We start from the raw sequence: 22,679 nt of genomic DNA on the forward strand, positions 1-22,679 counted from the left end.
TAATCAATTTTCGGGGTGTAGCGTAGCCCGGTTATCGCGCCACGTTTGGGACGTGGAGGCCGCAGGTTCGAATCCTGCCACCCCGACTTTTTTTTCGATTTTTAGAGTTTACTCTAATGTTAGCATAGCTCAGCTGGATAGAGCATCCCGATTTCATCGGGACGGTCCAAAAAAGCTGAAAATAATTTTATAATTTATGGTCGCATAGCTCAGCTGGATAGAGCACCTGCCTTCTAAGCAGGCGGTCCTAGGTTCGAATCCTAGTGCGATCACTTAAAGCTTTAACAATTCTGTTAAAGCTTTTTTGTTTTATAATATGTTCAAAACTTACCTCCTATATTCTGAATCCAAAAATAGATTCTATGTTGCACATACTTCTGATATAGAAGACCGAATCAAAAGGCACAATAGCGGTAAAAGCAAATCCACAAAATAGGGCTTTATTTTGAAAATTGTTTGCACAAAAGAATTTTCAAATAAATCTGAAGCTTATCAATTCGGAATGCACATCAAAAAACAAAAGTCAAGTAAGGTTATCAAAAAACTAATAAACGATTCTAATGGATAGAGCATCCCGATTTCAATCGGGACGGTACTAGGTTTTTCCGATAGCTATCGGAATAGTGCGATCACTTAAAGCGTGTTCAAAACTTACCTCCTATATTTTGAATCCAAAAATAGATTCTATATTGGACAGTGCAACGATTTAAAAAATAGAATTATTCGTAATATCAAAGGTTGAAGTAAATCTTGTTCAAAATGTTTAGACGATATAACACATGGCTAAGTTGATATAAAATGACAACCAAATATAGACCCATACTTAATAAAGCCTACATAATTTCATATATAAATAACAAAGTATGGCGGCCCGAAAGCTAACTTTTCAAACTAGAAACCTTAACCAAGCTTACAAACAGAAAACACTATAAGAGCAAACTTTATAAACTCAATTGCACCAAAGAAATGATCTACTTTTTCACTTTAAAACACTATTGAATTTTGCTATTTAACTATTTATTTTTTATATTAGACCTAATTACTTTTCTCTATTTGTAGCCAAAAACAGGTAGATAAAATTAAGAATGCCCAACCAAAATGCCCCTAACCAATGATAAAAGAGCAGTTATCAAACTTGTTCGTAGAACAATCTATTGATTTAATTTGGATGATCAATCCAAATTTTGACTTAATTTTTGCTAATAAGGCTTATTTGAGTCTGATGAAACAAATAACAGGTCAAGATAACAAGCTCAATGACACTGTGTTTGGAGAGTGCTTTGGAGAGAACTACATTAAAAAATGGAAAGCCTATTATAAAAGGGCGCTCAATGGGGAAACCTTTGAAGTAGAAGACCATCTTTTCAATACTGAAAAAGAGAAAATCCAATATAGCTATATTACTTTTAAACCGATTACTGATGAAACTAATGACATTGTTTCCGTCGCTTGTCAATCTAAAGACATTACACGCCTAGTCAAAAAGCAATCGGAAGTAAAACAATTGATAGACTCTTCTTTGGATGTATTCTGCACTTTTAATGAGCAGGGTGAATTTCTTTATGTCAATAAAACCGCAAAGGAGCACTGGGGCTATGAACCTGAGGAATTACTAGGCACAAACTACAGAGCCTTGGTAATTGAGGAAGATGGAGCCGTTACAGATTCAGTAAATAAAACCATAAGGAACGGACAAGAAATTAAATCATTCTCCAATAGGTATCGAAAAAAAAACGGCGGGATTGCATATAATATCTGGTCATCTAGATGGGATCAGCGTACAAAACTCTTTTACGCCGTAGCAAGGGACGGAAAAGAAAAACTTGAACAAGAAAAAAAATTAATTCAAAGCGAACAACGTTTTAAAGCGCTAGTCACAGGGGCTTTTGACTTGGTAGCAGTGATAGATATTAAAGGACATTATTTATTCATGAGCCCTTCAATTATGGCTATCGCTGGTATTCCACCAGAAGAATTTATCGGTAAAAACGCCTTTGAATTCGTTCACCCAGATGATATTGAGCAAATACAAGCCGATTTTAAAGCATCAATAAAAAAGGATAGGGTAATAATGAAGCCCTATCGCGCTAAAAACGTTAAAAATGAATGGCGATGGGTTGAAACAATACTCACAAATATGTTGGAGAATCCAGCAATTAAAGGTATTGTTATCAATTCACGTGACATTACAGAAAAAATTAAGCAGGAAGAAAAAATTATTCGAACTGAGAAAAGATTTGAGACGCTCATCGAAAACAGCACAGACTGCATCACCATAATTTCTCCAGAGGGAGAGACAAATTTCATTTCTAAGGCTATAAAAAACATTCTAGGTTACACACCTTCAGAAGCAATGGACTTAGATATTTGGGAACAGATTCATCCAGAAGATAGAGATGGCTCCAACGTTGCTCTAGCTCAAGCCTTAGAGAATCCAGGTGTTTCCATAGAAGGGCACACTTCTAGAATGAAACACAAAGATGGATCATGGAGATGGGTTAATCCTATAGTAACAAATCTGATACACGACCCTTCTATTGAAGGAATTGTGGATGTTATAAGGGATGTAACCAAGCAAAAAACTGAAGCGCTAGAAAAAGATCTCATCGATAAAATAAACAATTGTTTTAATCAAAAATCAGATAATGACCTAACTACCATCCTGTCAGGTGTATCTGAGCAAATTGTTAAATTTGGTGATTTTAGTTTTGCTGAAATTTGGTTGCCAACTTTTGACAATAAAAAGATTAAACGCACAGCAAGTTACGCCAAGAGTCAATCTGGCAAGAGGTTTTTTAAAGATTCTAAAAAATTAAACATTTTAGGTGTAGAAGTAGGCTTATCAGACCAAGTTTTGAAAAACAGAAAAACAGTAATTTGGGAGTCTGTTGATGATGAATGGCAATCATTCAAGAGAAAAGCTGCTGCAGAAAAAGCAGGGATTAAATCACTTATTGCTATTCCTTTAATTCACAATGGTAAATTATTAGGTGGCCTTTTATTAGGCACAGAAAAAGTTAAATCTGCCCTTTCTGTGAATTTAGAGTTGTTTCAAAAATTAGAGTCAACCCTTGGCTCCGAACTAAGCAGAAAGAAAACAGAGGTTGAGCTTAATCAAATTTTCAGTTTCGCCCCTGACATGATTTGTATGGCAGGTTTTGATGGCTATATTAAGCGGATCAATCCAGCTGGTTTGGAATTGTTGGGGTATTCATTAGAAGAAATTCGTTCACGTCCAATAAAGTCATTCGTACATGAGGAAGATCAGTCCCAAACAGAAAAAAAACAACATGATTTACATACAGGTAAAAATCTAGACAATTTTGAGAATCGGTATATTACAAAAGAGGGCAAAGTCATTTGGTTGAGCTGGACCGCCACTTCTTTACCAGAACAAGGTATTATTTATGCCGTTGCCAAAAATATCACTCAAGAAAAAAAACTCAGGGAATTGAATAGGCAAGTTGGTGTTCTTGCGAAAATTGGAAGTTGGGAAGTGGATTTGGTAACCAAAAATCTCTTTTGGTCAGAAGAGGTTCACAAGTTATATGAAACAGATGCAAAGACATTTGTTCCTACTGTGGATGCAGCTATCAACTTTTACAGAGAGGATTATCGCCAATTGGCACTGTCAAAGTTTGAAAAATGTATTGAAACGGGAGAGTCCTATAATATAGAAGCAGTTATCGTCACTTCTAGTAATAAGGAGCGGTGGGTACGCACTACTGCAAAAGCTGAATTTGTGGATGGCGTATGCACTCGAGTCTATGGCAGCTTCCAGGACATTGATGCGCAAAAACAAGCAGAAAACAGGCTGCAGTCCTTAGCTGATAACTTACCTGGAATAATCTACAACTATGCTATTTATCCAGATGGTACAGACGCATTATTGCATGTAGCTGGAGATGTTGAGAAAATTTGGGGTTTTACAGCTAATCAAGTTATGGAAAATGCAGACCTACTCTGGGAACAAATTAAGTTGGGAGGCGACTTTGAAGAAGTTCAAGCAAGTATCCAAAAGTCTATCCGAACTAAATCAAAGTGGATAAATCGCTCTAAATATGTATCTCCAACAGGTGAAGTTCGTAACCTTTTAGGTTTTGGCAGTCCTAGTTTTTTAGCAGATGGCACCATTGTTTTTGACTCCATTATTCTTGATAATACGAAAGAAGCTCGAAATGAAATTTTACTCGAGCAGACCACCAAATTAGCTAGAATCGGTAGTTGGGAAATGGATTTAATAAACCGGGAAGGAGATAATATATATTGGTCACCAATGATTAGAAAAATTCTGGAATTGGATGATGATTATAATCCTACCTTCTCTAGTGGCTTTGATTTTTATGTTGACGAAAGTAAGAAGCGAATAGAACAAGCCATGGAACTTTTGATAAAAGATGGCATACCGTATGATTTAGAATTGTTATTGAGTACAGCTAAAGGCAATAAACGATGGATTAGATTAATTGGGTCAAGAGAGACCATCAATAACAAACCAATTAAACTTTACGGTAGTTTTCAAGATATCAATGAGAAGAAAATAGCGACTCTCGCTCTTGAAAACAGTTTAAGGCAATTAAAAGACTATAAGTATTCACTAGACCAGGCTGCTATAATTGCTTTCACAGACCAGAAAGGGGTAATAACTTCAGTGAATGATAATTTCTGTAGAATATCAGGTTATAGCAAAAAAGCGCTTCTTGGGAAAACACACAGGATCATTAATTCCGACTATCATTCAGCCACTTTTTTTAACGACCTGTGGAAAACAATAGCATCAGGAAAAGTATGGCGTGGAGAAATTAAAAACAAAGCGAAGAATGGCTCCTTTTATTGGGTTGATACGACCATCGTACCTTTTTTAAATGAAAAAAACAAACCCAAACAATATTTGGCTATCCGTTTTGATATCACAGAACGAAAAAAGGCCGAAGATGAAAAAGCAAGATTCCAAGAAACGCTAGAAAACAGCTTAAATGAAATCTACATGTTCGATTCTAAAACCTTTAAATTCGGATATGTTAACAAAGGGGCCATGCTCAACCTAGGCTACACGAAACAAGAACTACAAAATCTAACACCTTTAGACTTAAAACCTGAATACACAAAAGAGTCCTTTCGTCAATTGGTTTCACCCTTAATAAGTCATGAAAAAGAGAAAGTCATATTTTTCACCAAACATAAGCGTAAAGACGGTAGTCTTTATCCTGTAGAGGTCCACTTGAAATTAGTTGAGGAAGCTGAATATAAAAGCTTCATTGCTATAATTTTAGATATAACAGAGCGTGAAAAAGCTGAACAAGATTTAATTGCGACCTCAGAAAGACTGCAACTTGCAACAAAAACAGGAAATATTGGTATTTGGGATTGGGATGTTTTAAATAATCAACTTATTTGGGACGATACCATGTTCCAAATTTTTGGAATTGAAAAAAACGAATTTCAAGGCACATTTGAGTCTTTGGAAGCAAATATTCATCCTGATGATATTAATGAAGTTAAAGAGGTAGTTCAAAACGCTTTAGAAAATTTTTCGAAATTTAGTACAGAATTTCGAGTAGTTAAGGATGATAAATCAATTAGATACGTCACAGGAGAAGCTATAGTAATAAGAGATGAGGTTTCAGGAAAACCCGTGAGAATGTTAGGTACTAATAGAGATATTACCGAAAGAAAAAAAGCAGAGCAAGACATTCTTTTAGCCAACGAACGATTTGAAAAAGTTACCGAAGCCACGAATGATGCCATTTGGGATTGGGATATAATAAACGATAAATTTTACCGCTCTGATGCTATAGAAAGATTTTTCGGAAAAAAAACACGTAAATCAATAACTTCAAAGGATTTTTGGAAAGATAGATTTCATGAAGATGACTTGGTCAAAATTCAAAAAAGTGTTGAAGAAGCCATTGCCAACCCTTCAACTGTTAAGTGGAAAATGGATTACAAAATATTGAACGAAGAGGGAGAAACACTTTATATAATAGACCAAGGCGTAATCATCAGAAACAAGAAAGGAGAGGCCATTCGCATGGTTGGAGCGATGACTGATGTAACCGATTTAAAAAAAGCAGAAGAAGAGAGCAGGTTTAAAGCTAATTTATTAAGCATGGTTAGACAGGCGGCCATTGCAACTGACCTAGATGGAGAAGTTAACTACTGGAACAAAGGTGCGGAGGTTATGTATGGTTGGAAAGCGGAAGAAGCGTTGGGAAAGAATATTATGCAACTAACTACCTTGGAGACCAATAAGAAAGAAGCTCGGCAAATAATGCGAATGCTGAAAAAGGGTAAATCATGGTCGGGAGATTTTGAAGTACAGAAAAAAGATGGCACTAATTTCAATGTTATGATAACCAATTCGCCAATCTATGATGAGAACGATGAACTAAAAGGGATTATTGGTATTTCATCAGACATTACGCAAGAAATCAAAAATAAGGAGTTGCTAAAGCAATATACAAAAGAACTTGAGCGCTCCAATGAAGAGTTGGAACAATTTGCATTCGTTACGTCCCACGATTTACAAGAGCCCTTGCGGATGATATCTGGCTTTATGGATCAGTTAAAACGAAAATATGAAGACCAACTCGACGAAAAAGCATTACAGTATATTTATTTTGCCACCGATGGTGCTAAACGCATGAAACAAATCATTTTGGATTTGCTTGATTATTCTAGAGCCAGTAAACCGACTGAAAAGATTGATGAAGTTAATTTAAATGAATTGATAGCAAACTACAAACAACTTAGAAGATAAGTGATAGCAGAAACTTCTGCCTCCATCACAGCAACAGAATTACCCACTATAAAATCTTACAGTGCTGTAGTGACTCAAATTTTTCATGGTTTGTTAGATAATGCTATTAAATATGCTAGAGATGAAGTTGCACCTATGATAGAAATCGAAGCCACAGAAAAAGAAAAAGAATGGGAATTTTCAATCACCGACAATGGGATTGGCATAGATTCGCAATTCTTCGATAAAATTTTCCTTATCTTCCAAAGGTTGCATAATCGAAATAAATATGACGGCACAGGGATTGGACTCGCCATTGTTAAACGAAGTGTTGAGTTTTTGAATGGGAAAATTTGGCTTTCATCTACAGTGGGTGAAGGCACCACCTTTAACTTTACAATAATTAAAAACAGAAAAACAATAGAAGAATGAACTTAGCAAACATCCTCTTAGTAGAGGACAATGAGGGAGATATTCTCCTTACCCGAGAAGCTTTTGAAGAAAGCAGAGTAAAAACAGTAATTAATGTCGCTAGGAATGGACAAGAAGCGCTTGATTATCTATTTAAAAGAGGGGATTTTACGGAAGCAAAAAAACCCGACTTGATTCTTTTGGATATTAACATACCGATTTTTGATGGTCATGAAGTATTAAATAAAATAAAAAGTGATCCAGTACTCAAAAAAATTCCCGTAATTGTATTGACCACTTCCTCAAATGAAAAGGATATTGAAAAAGCTTATGCCAACCATACCAACAGTTATGTAAGAAAGCCTCTCAATATGGAGGACTTTTTAAAAGCTATATTAAAAATAGAAGAATTTTGGTTGCAAATAACGACTCTAACCAAATAGGTACATGAAGAAGGACTTAAAATACGAAGAACCTATTACTGTTTTAGTCGTAGAGAATAATGACGGCGACTTTGTACTTGTTGAAGATTATTTATTTGAAAAATTTAAGTCTATAGAAGTTAAACGATCTCAAGATTTTAAAGAAACAGCTTCTACTATTGAAAAAAATAAATCATCACTATCTGTTATTCTTTTAGATTTACATTTACATGATGGAAGCGGTCTAGAACTCATAAAAAAAGTGCTTACCGCTGCCAATGATATTCCTATACTAATTTTAACGGGTTATTCTGATGTATCGATAGCTCAATTAAGTCTTCAATTGGGTGTATACGACTTTTTGGTAAAAGATGAGTTAAATCCCAATTTGCTTTATAAAAGCATCGATTTCGCAATAAATAGGAGACAGTTTATCTGCCAAATTGAAAGTGAGCGTTTAAACTATGAAAACCTCTTTAATTTCAGTCCACAACCTATGTGGCTTTTAGACCATGATAATTTCAAGATTTTAAATGCCAACTATTCTGCCATTAAAAACTATGGGTATTCACTTAAGGAATACCAAGACATGTCATTTATGACATTACATCCAAAAGAAGAGCAAGAACATGTATCTAAATGGCTTTCAGATGATACTCATACTGCCAAAAATGACAATTTTATACATTTATTAAAAGATGGCACCCAAATTAAAGTGGATGTTCATAGTGAAGAAGTAAAAAGCGCTTCCAATGAAAAAATGACCATTGTACAATCCAATGATATAACGGAGACTTTAAATCATATTGAAACGATAGAAATTCAAAACAATTCACTTAGAGAAATAGCTTGGACACAATCCCATGTAGTCAGAGCACCACTGTCAAGGATTTTGGGCATAATTGATTTGATTGAAACTCACAAGGACAACATTGAAGACCTTTCATTTTGGCTAAATGAATTGAAAAACTCTTCAAACGAAATGGACACTATTGTAAAAGAAATAGTAAATAAATCCCAAAATTTTAACCTAACCAACCAAGATGAATAAAGTTTTTTACATAGTTGATGACGATCCTATTTTCAGGAAAATGATTAGCATCATGATACATAGAAATGATCCCACCGCTATTTGTAAACCATGTGAAAATGGCGCCATTGGCTTAAAAAAATTAGAACTCGAAAAAGAACAAAATAACAATAAAAACATCATCGTACTTTTAGATATTAATATGCCAGTACTTAATGGCTGGCAGTTTTTGAGGGAAATAGAGTCGAACGCGATCTACGACATTACCAATCTTACCCTTTATGTTGTTTCGTCATCTACAGATCGAGTTGATATATTAAAAGCAAAACAACACTATAAAGTGAGCGGTTATTTTCATAAACCACTAATTGACGGTGATATTCGAAAGATATTAAAGCAGAATTAATTTTACAGCCAAGGAGCTATCTCTTGGGATTTTACGATTAGAGCTTTTAAGTTTTCCAAATTCATATAGCTATAATTAAAAATAACTTACGTGAGTTCGATATAACTATATTTGATTCTCGTTAGATAAAGAAACTGATTTTTTAAGGTTTATTTCATTCCGGATACTCAATCCTCAAATGATAAATATTAGCCAATTTATGCTTGAGAACTTTCTTTATGGATTGAATTTCTTTAAACGTGATATTCGCATTTAAAAATTGACCACTTTCCATTTGTTTATTGATTATATTTTCAACAAAGTCATTAATCTTTGTACTTGAAGGTTCCTTTAAACTTTTTGATGCTGCTTCTACACTATCGCACATCATTAATATTGCCGTTTCTTTACTAAAAGGTTTTGGTCCTGGATACTTGAAATCACTGATATCCACATTTTCATTTTCAGCTTTTTCTTTCATATAGAAATAGTAAACCAAACTTGTGCCGTGGTGCGTTCTTATAAAATCTATAACGCGATCGGGTAAATTGTATTTTTTGGCAATCTCAATTCCTTTTATAACATGGTTTACGATAATTTTTGCACTTTCCTTACTTGATAGTTCATCATGCGGATTAACACCTGTACTCTGATTTTCAGTAAAATACGTAGGATTATCCATTTTACCTATATCATGATATAACGCTCCTACCCTAATCAACATAGCATTAGCGCCTATCTCATTGGCCGAGGCTTCTGCTAAGTTGGCGACATTTAAGGAGTGATGAAATGTTCCAGGAGCTTTGTTAGATAGCTCTTTCAATAATTTAGTATTTGTATCTGAAAGTTCTAAAAGTGAAACATCCGATACGAGTCCAAAAATCTTTTCATAGATATAAATTAATGGCTGAACAAAAAGGGTTGCCAAACCACACAAGATGAACAGACCGAATGTCTCCAATTTCAAGCCAGTTAATTGTCCTTCGTGAATAACGAAAAAAGCAAAATAGGCAATGATATATATAAACGTTATTTGACCTACTGAAATGAATAAATTAGCTCTTTTATACAACTCTGAAACCGTTAAAATAGTGACCATTCCTGCTATAATTTGAAGAAACATATATTCATAACTATTTGGCACCACAAATCCTAGGAGCAATACGGTCAGTACATGCGCAAACAACCCTAACCTGGCATCAAAAAAGGCTTTTAATACCAAAGGCAATATACACAATGGCACCACATAGATGTGTTGAGAATTATAATTAATAACCAAAGTGGTTAGTAATATCATTAAAGCAATATTGAAAAATATAAACGTGACTTTAATATTATTCAGAAAAACCTCAAGCCTATACTTTCTTAAAAACAACAGCAGCATTAAAAGTGCCAATGCCACGAGCAAAGTATAGGCTACCAGCACCCAGTTATAATTTGCCGAGTTCCACACTTGAGACTCATATTCAGATTTTAGGGAGCTCAAAATATCATACTGATCTGCTTCAATCACTTGACCCTTGGAAACTATAAGTTGGTCTTTTTCAACACGACCCCTAGTTAGTGAAATTCGGGATAGTTCTTCTTCAAGTGCTTTTTCAGTTAAACTCTTGTTTAGTGTTATGTTTGGTTTTATAACATCGAAAAAAATCGATACCATTTTCATCTTTACCTCTTCAGATATGGAATTATCCAAATCTTTTTCGAAGATTGAACGTAATTCGCTCAACTCATACAAACTCCCATATTGTAATTCTTTTTGGACTTTGTTGGAAGTAGCTAAAATAACAGATCGGTCATCATCATAACTATAGTCTAAATCTAAAATTCCCGTTGCATAAAGTTTATTGACTAATGATTTACCTTTATTATATAAAGTCTGCTTTTTAAAATTATAGTCAATTGAATCTACAAATACTTGATTAAATACTTCAGAATACTCAGACAGAACTTCAGCTTCTATATCTGTTGAAACTTCAAAATATAAGGGACTTTGATTTTCTATATCTGCTTTTTCTTTCGCTATTTCAGCGTTGGATTTTTTTATAGCAAAATTAAAAGGTGCATATAAATTTTCTGACTGCCAAGGTTTACCTTTTTCAAAAGAGTATCTGAATTTCCCTGTTTTAGGAAACAAATAGACTATAAACAAGGTGGTCACTAAGAACAATAGGATCTTATAGACCAATGCATGATTCTTATACCATTTATTAAGGAATACATTCATATACAATCAAATGTAATAAATATTAGAATTTTAGACTGCTAATATCATTAATACATTCTAAAATCTCTCAAAAAATGTTTAATTTCGCAGCAAATAACATCAAACATACGCACAATGAACAAGGAGGTCGTTATCGTTTCAGCCGTTAGAACACCAATAGGAAGTTTTTTAGGAAGTTTATCTACAGTACCAGCACCACGGTTAGGAGCTGCAGCCATCAAAGGAGCTTTAGACAAAATTAATTTGAAACCTGAAATGGTTGATGAAGTTCTCATGGGAAATGTTGTACAAGCGGGTACGGGTCAGGCACCTGCTAGACAAGCTTCAATTTATGCTGGTATTCCAGATACGGTGCCTTGTACTACAATAAACAAAGTGTGCGCTTCTGGGATGAAAGCTGTGATGCAAGCGGCGCAAGCTATTCAATTAGGTGATGCTGAAATTATTGTTGCTGGCGGTATGGAAAACATGAGTTTGATTCCACATTATTATCACGCCAGGACTGGAACCAAATTTGGACCGGCAACGCTTGAAGACGGAATGCAAAAGGACGGCTTAGTTGATGCTTATGATAAAAATGCTATGGGAGTTTGTGCAGACGCCTGTGCAACTGAATATAAATTTTCTAGAGAAGACCAAGATGCTTTTGCTGTTCAATCTTACGAAAGGTCCAAAGCTGCTTGGGATGCTGGTAAATTTAAAGATGAAGTCATTGCGGTTGAAGTACCTCAACGAAGAGGCGAACCTACAATGGTTGATAGAGATGAAGAATATACCAATGTAAAAATGGAAAAAATTCCTGCTTTACGTCCTGCATTTACAAAAGATGGAACCGTAACTGCTGCAAATGCCTCAACTATAAATGATGGCGCAGCTGCGTTGGTTTTAATGAGCAGAGAAAAAGCTGAAGAATTAGGTTTAAAACCTATAGCAACCATAAAAAGTTATGCCGATGCTGCTACTGAACCTAAATGGTTTACAACTGCACCAGCTAAAGCATTGCCAAAAGCATTGGAAAAAGCAAATATAGAATTAGGTGCTATTGATTATTTTGAATTTAATGAAGCATTTTCCGTTGTTGGCTTGGCCAATATGAAAATTTTAGGATTGGACGACAGTAAAGTCAATGTTAATGGAGGAGCCGTTTCGTTGGGTCATCCGCTTGGATGTTCCGGTGCAAGAATTCTTGTGACTTTAATTAATGTGTTACATCAAAATGATGCCAAATTAGGTGCTGCAGCTATATGTAATGGTGGTGGTGGTGCTTCTGCAATGGTAATAGAACGCGCTTAACCAAACGCTATGCAATACGGCATTTGCAATCTAGGGATTGTACCTATACGATTAGAACCCAGCGATACCAGTGAAATGGTAACGCAAGCATTGTATGGGGATTTTTTCAAAGTGCTCGAACAACGAAAAAAGTGGAGTCGTATTCGTTTTGCGTATGATAATTATGAAGGTTGGATTGATAATAAACAATATCAAGAAATTGACGAGCTTCATTATAATGACCTTGACAAATCTGGAATTAATTTATCTAAAGATTTAATTGAATTTGTTTCGGACGAATCAAATAACCTTTACCCAATCCCTGTAGGTTCAGATTTGAATGGTTTGAATTTATTAAATCATCATTTCGATGGCATTGCATTAACTTCTGAAAGTGGAAAGGAAAATATTATAAATTCATCATTTTTATTTTTAAACGCGCCTTATCTGTGGGGCGGAAAAACGCCTTTTGGAATAGATTGTTCGGGTTTTACTCAAATGGTTTACAAACTAAACGGATATAAATTGTTTAGGGATGCTTCCGAACAAGCTACACAAGGTGAGGCCTTAAGTTTTATTGAAGAAAGCGAACCAGGTGATTTGGCTTTTTTTGATAATGCAGAAGGCAACATTACGCATGTAGGCATTATCATGGAAGATAATTATATTATACACGCACATGGTAAGGTAAGAATTGATAGATTAGACCATAGCGGTATTTATAATATCGACAAAAATATACATACGCATAGATTGAGGGTTATTAAAAAGATTGTATAAAAAAAATCGTCTAAAAATTTCTTTTTAGACGATCTCAAATAGTATTTATTCAACAAACAATTAATTTCCACCAGCAGAATTTTCAATAGCCTCTACTCTAGCTCTCATGGCCTTAAATTTATCTGTTTCACCTAATGCACTATAAATATTCATCAACGTTTTAGCGGCATTAAGATTGGTTTTTTTCAATTCTAAAGCTTTCTCTAAATAAGGTATAGCTTTATTATAGGTTTGAGAACGTTTTTCTTTTAGCTCATCATACTTTTTATTATCAGCAGAACTTGTACCTAAATTATTCATTTCCTCAACAATCTTTGCTTCTCCTTCTAATATCACAACTGCTATATTGTTATAAGCATCAACATAATTTGGGTTAATCTCAATAGCTTTTTCGTAATATTTAATTGCTGATTCTGGGTTACCAGCTTCCGCGGCTAGTACACCTAAATTATATTGCAACTCGGCATTGTCTGGATCTTTTTGTGTTGCTTCTTCCATTAACGATTTAAACTTTTCTTTATTACCCATTTTTAGATAAACATTAGCTTCAGATAATAATAATCCTAAATCGTCAGGGTTTTCAGCCCTAGCATCTGCCATAGCCCCCAATGCCTTTTCATTTTTACCCTGAGACACATAGATTAAAGCGATATTCTTCACAATTTCTGCCGTTTTAGGATCGCTTTTATGATCTCTTGGATTAGAATGCATTTTAGCTTTTACAGAAAGATCTCTAGAAGTTTTATCTCCAAAAAGTTCTTCTTCATTTGTCTCAATATTAGTTGCATAATAATTCATTTGAGAACCATTATAGCCCATGTTTTTTAATTGGACATAATAGTCTAACGCTTTATCGTAATCTGGCACTGAAACGGCCGCAGATGCCGCATAATACAAATAGAGTGTGTCTTTAGGCGACATTTTATATACTTTCTCAAAACCTTTAGCTGCAGCTTTATAATTTTTATTCGTAAAGGCATCATTGGCTTTGGTTAAGTATGTATTCACCATTTTAGCCGTCATATCGTTTGCTTCTTGAGTATATTTCAATTTTCCCATTTCTGACTCTAGCGTTTTCAATTTGTCCAAGCTTTCAATCGCTTCGTCAATATTGGCATCTGTACCTGCGCCATTGGCATATAATGCTTGTGCTTTTAAGAAATAGAACTTCGCTTTAGACTTATCGTCCATATCTCCCATTAAAGCTTCAGCAGCAGATACTGCTGATTTGGCATCTGCAAAATTTGAATTTTTAAGTGCTTTTTCAACCTCCTTTAGCTCTTTTTTCTGTGCAAAGGACATTGACGCTACAGCTACTAGAAGCACTAATGTCATTAATTTTTTCATCTTGTAATAATAGTTTTTGTTGTTAATTTTTAGTTTTCAGTTTCATTATTATCAATAGCCGTGCCATCTTCATTACTGTCATGATTATCAGTGGACTCAGAATCAACTACGCCTTCAGAATCTATATCTTCAATATCGTCTTCTTCATCCTTCATTACTTTCGCAACCGCAGCAATAGAATCGTTTCCTTTAAGGTTTATTAATTTAACCCCTTGTGTCGCTCTTCCCATAACACGCAAATTGGCTACTGCCATTCGAATCGCAATACCTGATTTATTGATGATCATTAAGTCATCTTCATCAGTAACGTTCTTAATAGATACTAAGTTACCTGTTTTTTCTGTAATTGAAATGGTTTTTACACCTTTTCCGCCTCTATTGGTAATTCTGTAATCTTCTAAACTTGAGCGTTTTCCGTAGCCATTCTCTGAAACCACAAGGATATTGCTCTCCATATCATCAACCGCAATCATACCTATAACTTCATCTGTTTTTTCATTTTGAAGTCGGATACCTCGAACACCAGAAGCATTTCTGCCCATTGGTCTGGTCTTAGCTTCTTCAAAACGAATCGCTTTACCAGATTTTAAGGCTAACATTACTTGGCTTTCTCCAGTTGTTAATTTCGCTTCTAATAAAACATCATCTTCCTTAATGGTAATGGCGTTGATTCCATTTGATCTTGGTCTAGAATACTGCTCTAAAGAGGTTTTCTTAACCTGCCCCTTTTTAGTTGCCATGATGACATAGTGACTATTAATGTAATCTTCATCTTTTAAATCTTGTGTACAAATGAAAGCCATCACTTTATCATCTTGTTCAATATTTATAAGATTCTGAATCGCTCTACCCTTAGATGTTTTTGATCCCTCTGGAATTTCATAAACTCGCATCCAGAAACATTTTCCTTTCTGCGTAAAGAACAACATATATTGATGATTGGTACCCACAAATAAATGTTCTAAGAAATCCTCATTACGAGTTGTCGAGGCTTTTTGTCCAACGCCTCCTCTATGCTGGGTTTTGTATTCCGTGAGTGAGGTGCGTTTAATATAACCTGCATGGGAAATTGTAATAACTACTTGCTCATCTGGAATCATATCCTCAATGCTCAAGTCTCCTCCGGCATATTCAATAATAGAACGACGTTCATCACCATATTTTTCCCTAACAACTTCAAGCTCTTCTTTAATAATAGTCATTCGACGATCTTTCTTCTCCAAGATATCTTTAAGGTCAATGATCGTTTTCATGATGTCTTCATACTCAGCACGCAATTTATCTTGCTCTAAGCCTGTTAACTGACGCAAACGCATCTCTACAATGGCTTTGGCTTGAATCTCGGACAATTTAAAGCGCTCAATTAAATTGTTACGCGCTTCATCTGCATTAGACGATGCACGGATAATTTTAATAACTTCATCAATATTATCCGAAGCTATAATTAAACCTTCTAAAATATGTGCACGCTCTTCAGCTTTACGTAATTCGTAGGTGGTACGTCTTACTACGACCTCGTGTCTGTGCTCTACGAAATAATGAATTAATTCTTTTAAATTCAATAACTGCGGACGGCCTTTTACCAATGCAATATTATTAACACTAAAAGACGTCTGTAAAGCAGTATACTTATAGAGTTTATTGAGAACGATATTAGGAATTGCATCACGCTTCAAAACATAAACAATACGCATACCATTTCTATCCGATTCATCACGAATAGATGCAATACCATCCATTTTCTTTTCGTTTACCAAGTCCGCAGTTTTCTTAATCATGTCTGCTTTGTTCACTTGATAAGGAATCTCTGTAACTATAATACATTCCCTGCCTTGAACCTCTTCAATATTCGCTTTTCCGCGCATTACAATGCGTCCACGACCTGTATGGAAAGCTTCCTTCACACCATCATACCCATAGATTGTTCCACCTGTTGGAAAATCTGGAGCTTTAATGTGCTGCATTAATTCATCAATCTCAATATCATTATTTTCAATATAGGCAATGGTTCCATTCACAACTTCGGTTAAATTGTGTGGTGGCATATTGGTGGCCATACCGACCGCAATACCAGAAGCACCATTAACTAAAAGCCCAGGGATTCGTGTTGGAAGAACGGTTGGTTCTTCTAAGGTATCATCAAAATTTAATTTATGATCTACGGTTTCCTTATCAATATCTGCCAACATGTCCTCAGATATTTTGCGCATACGCGCTTCAGTATAACGCATTGCTGCAGGACTATCACCATCTACAGAACCAAAATTTCCTTGGCCATCGACTAACATGTAACGCAAACTCCATTCCTGAGCCATACGTACCATAGTGTCATAGACCGAAGTATCACCATGAGGATGATATTTACCTAAAACTTCACCAACTATTCTTGCTGATTTCTTATGTGCCGAATTTGCCCTAATACCTAGTTCGTGCATACCGTAAAGTACACGTCTGTGAACCGGTTTTAATCCATCTCTTACATCTGGTAACGCACGTGACACAATGACCGACATTGAATAATCAATGTAAGCCGATTTCATTTCATCTTCAATGTTAATTGGAATGAGTTTTTCTCCTTCTGCCATATATAAAATTAATTAGTTTTTTTGTGAATTTTCTTAACGTGCTAATATAACCAAAATAGTACGTTTAGACGCCTAATCCATTATCATTTTTGGTATTTTTTATTAACAATTTTTGATATCTTTTTCGTTAATAAGTATCACAATATTTCCTTTGATTTAAAACGCTTTTTTAGTCTCTTCGTTTGCGACATATGTTAGAATTATTAATTAAGGTATAGTTTTTGACTTATACTCAATATGTTTTTATTATTTTTAAAGCAGAAAGGAATATAATATGGATGATAATTTTTCCCCAAGAGTTAAAGATGTTATTGCTTATAGCAAAGAAGAAGCCTTGCGATTAGGCCATGATTTTATTGGAACCGAGCATTTAATGCTTGGACTTTTAAGAGATGGCAACGGCAAAGCAATAGATATATTAGGTGCATTAGAAGTAGATCTCAATCACTTAAGGCGTAAAGTAGAGATTTTAAGCCCTGCTAACCCAAATATAGTGACCACATCTAACGAAAAAAAGAATTTACACTTAACCAGACAAGCAGAGCGTGCATTAAAAACGACGTTTTTAGAAGCAAAATTGTTTCAAAGCACCTCAATAAACACGGCACATTTATTATTGTGCATTTTAAGAAATGAAAATGATCCAACGACTAAGCTTTTAAATAAGCTAAAAGTAGATTATGATAACGTAAAAGAAGAATTTAAATCTATGGCAACTAACGAAGATGATTATTTAGAAACCCCAAAAGCAGAATCGTTTTCTGATGATGATATGAATGATGATGGTGATGCTAAGCAAAATCCATTTGGTGGACAGGCGAGTAAAACGAACAAGAAATCAAAAACCCCAGTTTTAGATAATTTTGGAAGGGATCTTACGGTTCTTGCAGAAGAAGACAAATTGGATCCTGTTGTAGGTCGTGAAAAAGAAATAGAGCGTGTATCCCAAATTTTAAGTCGAAGAAAGAAAAACAATCCTTTACTGATAGGAGAACCTGGCGTGGGTAAATCTGCCATTGCAGAAGGACTGGCACTTAGAATTGTAAAACGAAAAGTATCACGTACTTTATTTAATAAGCGTGTGGTCACATTGGACTTGGCAAGCTTAGTAGCTGGCACCAAATATAGAGGACAGTTTGAAGAACGAATGAAAGCGGTTATGAATGAACTCGAAAAGAATGACGATATTATTCTTTTTATAGATGAAATCCATACCATCGTTGGTGCGGGTGGTGCAACAGGAAGCTTGGATGCTTCCAATATGTTCAAACCGGCATTGGCAAGAGGTGAAATACAATGTATTGGTGCCACAACTTTGGATGAATACAGACAATATATTGAAAAAGATGGGGCTTTAGAGCGCCGTTTTCAGAAAGTGATTGTAGAACCAACTTCAGTTGAAGAAACCGTTGAAATCCTTAATAATATTAAAAGTAAGTATGAAGAACATCACAATGTGGATTATACAGATGAAGCGATTGAAGCTTGCGTAAAATTGACGAACCGTTACATGACGGAACGTTTTTTACCGGACAAAGCCATTGACGCACTAGATGAGGCTGGTTCTCGTGTTCACATAACCAATATTGATGTACCAAAACAAATTCTTGAATTGGAAAAGAAACTTGAAGAAGTTAAAGAAACCAAGAATAGCGTTGTTAAAAAGCAGAAGTATGAAGAGGCTGCAAAACTAAGAGATGATGAAAAACGATTAGAAAAAGAATTAGCAACAGCTCAGGAAAAATGGGAAGAAGAAACCAAACAACATAAAGAAGTGGTTACGGAAGATAATGTTGCCGATGTGGTTTCCATGATGACTGGGATTCCTGTAAACAAAATTGCGCAGACCGAAATCAATAAACTCTCACAATTACCTGAATTGATAAAAGGTAAAGTGGTTGGTCAAGATCAAGCAGTTGCAAAAGTTGTAAAAGCTATTCAGAGAAACAGAGCAGGTCTTAAAGATCCCAATAAGCCAATTGGTTCTTTTATATTCTTGGGACAGACAGGTGTTGGTAAAACACAATTAGCCAAAGTCTTAGCTCGAGAGTTATTTGATAGTGATGATGCACTGGTGCGAATTGATATGAGTGAGTACATGGAGAAATTTGCTATTTCCCGTTTAGTTGGCGCACCTCCAGGATATGTTGGTTACGAAGAAGGCGGTCAATTAACAGAAAAAATAAGACGCAAGCCTTATGCCGTTGTTCTTTTGGATGAAATTGAAAAAGCCCATCCAGATGTCTTTAACATGTTATTACAAGTTTTAGATGACGGTTATTTGACGGATAGCTTAGGTCGTAAAATTGATTTTAGAAACGCCATTATCATAATGACTTCTAATATTGGTGCCAGAAAATTAAAAGACTTTGGATCTGGTGTTGGTTTTGGAACCTCTGCGAAAGCAGCTCAAGAATCTGATTACGCGAAAGGTGTGATAGAAAATGCCCTTAAAAAAGCATTTGCACCAGAGTTTCTAAACAGAATTGATGATGTCGTAGTGTTCAATGCTTTAGAGAAAGAAGATATTAGTAAGATTATCGATATTGAACTGGTTAAATTAATTGACAGAATTAAAGATATAGGTTATGAGCTTAAGTTAACTGACAAGGCTAAAGACTATATCGCTGAAAAAGGATTTGACAAACAATATGGTGCACGACCGCTTAATAGAGCGATACAGAAATATGTCGAAGATGCACTAGCTGAAGAAATCATAAATTCTAAAATTCAAGAAGGTGATACAATTACTATGGATTTAGATGAAAAGAATGATGCTTTAAGCATTAAGATTAATTCTGCTGGTAAAACGACTGAATCTTAAGTCATTTCAACTATTATAATTTAAACTCCTTTATTATGAAGGAGTTTTTTTTTACCTTAATCCTAATTTATCAATTTTTTGTGAATGTGAAGAAAGAAATTCTACATTATGATTTTTGTGATATGTCTATCTATGATAATTATTTAGTGGTAGTTATCAAAGAAGGTGTTAATGTTACACCCAAGCATAATAGTGTTTTAGTTGAAATCGCAAAAAAATATTATTCAACTTCCCCTTTTGTTTATATAACGCATAGAATAAATTCCTATTCAGTGGATCCAAAAATTTATCATGAAACAGTACAAATTAAAACACTTAAAGGCTTTGCTGTTGTTTCAAGTAATTATCAAGCTAAAATAAATGCTCAAATAGAAAAAATGTTCTTTAATAAACCTTTTGAAATCTTCACAAATCTTAAAGATGCCGTGACTTGGGCAAATGAAGTGGTTAAATAAATTTGATTAAAAGCATCGTTCGGATCGTAATATCCTATACATCGGTAAAAATTAGGGTTTTGCATAATGAAGCCTCTAATAGAATTTTCAATTTTGGAAGTATAAAATCAATTTTCTTACTTACAAACTGAAAAGACCTCAAAGGTTTAAAAATATTTGAGGTCTTCAAGCTCATATTATTCGATTCTTATTTTTTAATTTTTGCTTTACTATTTTTAGCAACCTTCTTAGGTTTAGCCTCTGTATTGACATTTGTATCAGCTACAACTTTAGCTTTCTTGGGCTTAGCCTGATTTTCATATTTGAAAGCAACCATTCCTAAAGGTGGAATATCAATTTCAATGGAATTATCCCTAAAATGCCAAGGGTCTGCTTTTGTTGTTTTTAATTTATTCTTGTATTGATCGCTTCCAAAGTATGCCTTTAAATCACTATTAAATACTTCTTTCAGTTTCCCTTTTCTTGGTAAGCCCAATTTGTAGTTCTCTTTAGGAACTGGTGTCATATTGCAAGCAATTATTAAATCATCCTTTTCATCATTTCCTTTTCTAATATAGGTGAATACCGAATTTTTAGAATCACCATAATCTATCCATTCAAATCCCTCTGCTGAAAATTGTTTTTCGTACAAAGCAGGTTCTTTTTTATAAAGGGCATTTAAATCTTTTACTAATTGCTGCACCCCTTTATGAGGATCATATTGCAACAAATACCATTCAAGACTGGTTTCAAAATTCCATTCGCCACTTTGTCCAAATTCCGAGCCTTGAAACAATAAGTTTGTTCCTGGATGTGTAAACATATAACTGTACAACAACCTTAAATTAGCGAAACGTTGCCATTCATCGCCTGGCATACGACCCAAAATTGACTTTTTACCATAAACGACTTCATCATGACTCAACGGTAACATGAAATTTTCCGTAAACGCATACGTCATCGAGAAGGTTAAATCGTTTTGGTGGTATTGTCTGTAAACCGGTTCTTTCGCAAAATACTGAAGTGTATCGTGCATCCAGCCCATCATCCATTTCATGCCGAAACCTAAACCTCCCATATATGTAGGTTTGGAAACCATAGGAAAAGCAGTTGATTCTTCGGCAATGGTTTGCACATCTGGAAAAGAAGCATACACCGCTTCATTCATTTCCCTTAAAAATGACATGGCTTCCAAATTCTCTCTTCCGCCAAACATATTTGGTTCCCATTGTCCATCTTCACGACTGTAATCCAAAAACAACATGGAAGCAACAGCATCAACTCTTAAGCCATCAGCATGGTATTGGTCCAACCAAAAAATAGCATTGCTAATTAAAAAGGATTTGACTTCGTTCCGACCATAATTGAAAATTAAACTCTTCCAATCATTATGATAGCCTTTTTTAGGATCTGGATGTTCATACAACGCAGAACCATCAAAGAAACCTAATCCATGGGCATCTTCTGGAAAGTGCGACGGTACCCAATCCAAAATAATTCCGATATCGTTTTGATGTAATTTATCGACCAATAATTTGAATTCTTCAGGATATCCGAATCGTGAGGTTGGCGCAAAATATCCGGTTACCTGATAACCCCAAGATGGATCGTAAGGAAACTCCATTACTGGCATTAATTCTACATGCGTAAAATTCATGTCCTTTACATATTTGACTAATTCATCAGCCATTTCTACATAAGACATAAATCGGCCTTCTTCAACCTGTTTTTTCCAAGAACCTAAATGGACTTCGTAAACCGAAAATGGCGCGTCTTGAGCGTTATGCTTTTTACGCTTTTTCATCCATTTGCTGTCCTTCCAAGAATAAGAATCATCCCAAACAATCGATGCTGTTTTCGGATTGTGTTCTGCTCTTCTAGCGTATGGATCTGCTTTTTCGGTTTTAATATCGTTGTTGTTGCTCTGTATTTTGTACTTATAAACACTGCCTTTTCCAGCACCAGCAATAAAGCCTTCCCAAATTCCACTGGAATCCCAACGTACATTCAGTTGATGTTCGCCTTCAACCCAAAAATTGAAATCTCCAATCACGGAAACATGTTTAGCACTTGGTGCCCAAACAGCAAAATAAACACCTTCCACACCATCAACCGTTGTGATGTGAGATCCAAATTTTTCGTATAAACGATAGTGCTTTCCAGCTTTAAAAAGATTGACGTCGAATTCCGTAAAACGACTGTGTGCAATTACTTCTGCCATAA

The 22,679-nt window shown here is 35.0% G+C and carries 14 protein-coding genes and 2 tRNA genes; 12 read left to right on the plus strand and 4 right to left on the minus strand.

Annotated features, from left to right (window positions below):
* Positions 1 to 11: 11 nt before the first annotated feature.
* From HM987_RS10855 to HM987_RS10890, 8 genes are all read left to right on the plus strand, one after another.
* Positions 12 to 86 (plus strand) — tRNA-Pro (locus HM987_RS10855).
* A 112-nt stretch (positions 87 to 198) separates the two neighbouring features.
* Positions 199 to 272, plus strand: a tRNA-Arg gene (locus HM987_RS10860).
* A 44-nt stretch (positions 273 to 316) separates the two neighbouring features.
* The gene (locus tag HM987_RS10865; protein WP_179007965.1) at positions 317 to 436 is read left to right on the plus strand and encodes a GIY-YIG nuclease family protein; all 120 of its coding nucleotides are present in this window, start codon (positions 317 to 319) and stop codon (positions 434 to 436) included.
* 675 nt (positions 437 to 1,111) lie between these two features.
* Entirely contained in the window at positions 1,112 to 6,760 is a 5,649-nt protein-coding gene (locus tag HM987_RS10870; RefSeq protein WP_179007968.1) for a PAS domain S-box protein, read from the plus strand.
* The gene (locus HM987_RS10875; RefSeq protein ID WP_179007970.1) at positions 6,761 to 7,171 is read left to right on the plus strand and encodes a sensor histidine kinase; all 411 of its coding nucleotides are present in this window, start codon (positions 6,761 to 6,763) and stop codon (positions 7,169 to 7,171) included.
* On the plus strand, positions 7,168 to 7,593 hold the full coding sequence (locus tag HM987_RS10880; protein WP_179007972.1) for a response regulator: 426 nt from the start codon (positions 7,168 to 7,170) through the stop codon (positions 7,591 to 7,593). The genes HM987_RS10875 and HM987_RS10880 overlap by 4 nt, the downstream gene beginning before the upstream one ends.
* Before the next feature lie 4 nt (positions 7,594 to 7,597).
* Positions 7,598 to 8,623 carry a response regulator gene (locus HM987_RS10885; protein WP_179007974.1) on the plus strand — a complete coding sequence of 342 codons (1,026 nt, stop codon included), beginning with the start codon at positions 7,598 to 7,600 and terminating at the stop codon, positions 8,621 to 8,623.
* Complete coding sequence (locus HM987_RS10890) at positions 8,616 to 9,008, plus strand: response regulator (protein ID WP_179007976.1); 393 nt, start codon at positions 8,616 to 8,618, stop codon at positions 9,006 to 9,008. Before HM987_RS10885 ends, HM987_RS10890 begins: the two co-directional genes overlap by 8 nt.
* Before the next feature lie 154 nt (positions 9,009 to 9,162).
* Here the strand turns inward: HM987_RS10890 and HM987_RS10895 are convergent, their stop codons facing one another.
* Positions 9,163 to 11,214, minus strand: coding sequence for an HD family phosphohydrolase (locus tag HM987_RS10895; protein ID WP_179007977.1), 2,052 nt, complete (start codon positions 11,212 to 11,214; stop codon positions 9,163 to 9,165).
* A gap of 114 nt (positions 11,215 to 11,328) precedes the next feature.
* Between HM987_RS10895 and HM987_RS10900 the strand changes: the two genes are divergently transcribed.
* Positions 11,329 to 12,507, plus strand: coding sequence for an acetyl-CoA C-acyltransferase (locus HM987_RS10900; RefSeq protein WP_179007979.1), 1,179 nt, complete (start codon positions 11,329 to 11,331; stop codon positions 12,505 to 12,507).
* A 9-nt stretch (positions 12,508 to 12,516) separates the two neighbouring features.
* Positions 12,517 to 13,266, plus strand: coding sequence for a C40 family peptidase (locus tag HM987_RS10905; protein ID WP_179007980.1), 750 nt, complete (start codon positions 12,517 to 12,519; stop codon positions 13,264 to 13,266).
* 60 nt (positions 13,267 to 13,326) lie between these two features.
* On the opposite strand, the gene HM987_RS10910 is transcribed toward HM987_RS10905, so the two are convergent.
* Entirely contained in the window at positions 13,327 to 14,613 is a 1,287-nt protein-coding gene (locus HM987_RS10910) for a tetratricopeptide repeat protein (RefSeq protein WP_179007981.1), read from the minus strand.
* Positions 14,614 to 14,642: 29 nt separating this feature from the next.
* The gene (gene gyrA / locus HM987_RS10915) at positions 14,643 to 17,198 is read right to left on the minus strand and encodes a DNA gyrase subunit A (RefSeq protein ID WP_179007982.1); all 2,556 of its coding nucleotides are present in this window, start codon (positions 17,196 to 17,198) and stop codon (positions 14,643 to 14,645) included.
* A 274-nt stretch (positions 17,199 to 17,472) separates the two neighbouring features.
* Here gyrA and HM987_RS10920 point away from each other — a divergent pair, with 274 nt between their 5' ends.
* Together HM987_RS10920 and HM987_RS10925 are read left to right on the plus strand one after the other, a co-directional pair.
* Complete coding sequence (locus tag HM987_RS10920; RefSeq protein WP_179007983.1) at positions 17,473 to 20,022, plus strand: ATP-dependent Clp protease ATP-binding subunit; 2,550 nt, start codon at positions 17,473 to 17,475, stop codon at positions 20,020 to 20,022.
* Between the two features lie 86 nt (positions 20,023 to 20,108).
* Positions 20,109 to 20,477 carry a hypothetical protein gene (locus HM987_RS10925; protein WP_229724383.1) on the plus strand — a complete coding sequence of 123 codons (369 nt, stop codon included), beginning with the start codon at positions 20,109 to 20,111 and terminating at the stop codon, positions 20,475 to 20,477.
* A 187-nt stretch (positions 20,478 to 20,664) separates the two neighbouring features.
* Here HM987_RS10925 and glgB read toward each other — a convergent pair whose 3' ends face one another.
* Complete coding sequence (gene glgB, locus HM987_RS10930; RefSeq protein WP_179007984.1) at positions 20,665 to 22,677, minus strand: 1,4-alpha-glucan branching protein GlgB; 2,013 nt, start codon at positions 22,675 to 22,677, stop codon at positions 20,665 to 20,667.
* Positions 22,678 to 22,679 lie beyond the last annotated feature (2 nt).

This window comes from Winogradskyella forsetii (assembly GCF_013394595.1).
Classification (GTDB): Bacteria; Bacteroidota; Bacteroidia; order Flavobacteriales; family Flavobacteriaceae; genus Winogradskyella; species Winogradskyella forsetii.

What these genes read in the sequence shown, in the direction of transcription:
- HM987_RS10880 (WP_179007972.1), top strand. Translation starts at nt 7,168, where the DNA reads ATGAACTTAGCAAACATCCTCTTAGTAGAGGACAATGAGGGAGATATT.
- HM987_RS10865 (WP_179007965.1), top strand. Translation starts at nt 317, where the DNA reads ATGTTCAAAACTTACCTCCTATATTCTGAATCCAAAAATAGATTCTAT.
- HM987_RS10870 (WP_179007968.1), top strand. Translation starts at nt 1,112, where the DNA reads ATGATAAAAGAGCAGTTATCAAACTTGTTCGTAGAACAATCTATTGAT.
- HM987_RS10920 (WP_179007983.1), top strand. Translation starts at nt 17,473, where the DNA reads ATGGATGATAATTTTTCCCCAAGAGTTAAAGATGTTATTGCTTATAGC.
- HM987_RS10900 (WP_179007979.1), top strand. Translation starts at nt 11,329, where the DNA reads ATGAACAAGGAGGTCGTTATCGTTTCAGCCGTTAGAACACCAATAGGA.
- HM987_RS10910 (WP_179007981.1), bottom strand. Translation starts at nt 14,613, where the DNA reads ATGAAAAAATTAATGACATTAGTGCTTCTAGTAGCTGTAGCGTCAATG.
- HM987_RS10905 (WP_179007980.1), top strand. Translation starts at nt 12,517, where the DNA reads ATGCAATACGGCATTTGCAATCTAGGGATTGTACCTATACGATTAGAA.
- glgB (WP_179007984.1), bottom strand. Translation starts at nt 22,677, where the DNA reads ATGGCAGAAGTAATTGCACACAGTCGTTTTACGGAATTCGACGTCAAT.
- HM987_RS10890 (WP_179007976.1), top strand. Translation starts at nt 8,616, where the DNA reads ATGAATAAAGTTTTTTACATAGTTGATGACGATCCTATTTTCAGGAAA.
- gyrA (WP_179007982.1), bottom strand. Translation starts at nt 17,198, where the DNA reads ATGGCAGAAGGAGAAAAACTCATTCCAATTAACATTGAAGATGAAATG.
- HM987_RS10885 (WP_179007974.1), top strand. Translation starts at nt 7,598, where the DNA reads ATGAAGAAGGACTTAAAATACGAAGAACCTATTACTGTTTTAGTCGTA.
- HM987_RS10895 (WP_179007977.1), bottom strand. Translation starts at nt 11,214, where the DNA reads ATGAATGTATTCCTTAATAAATGGTATAAGAATCATGCATTGGTCTAT.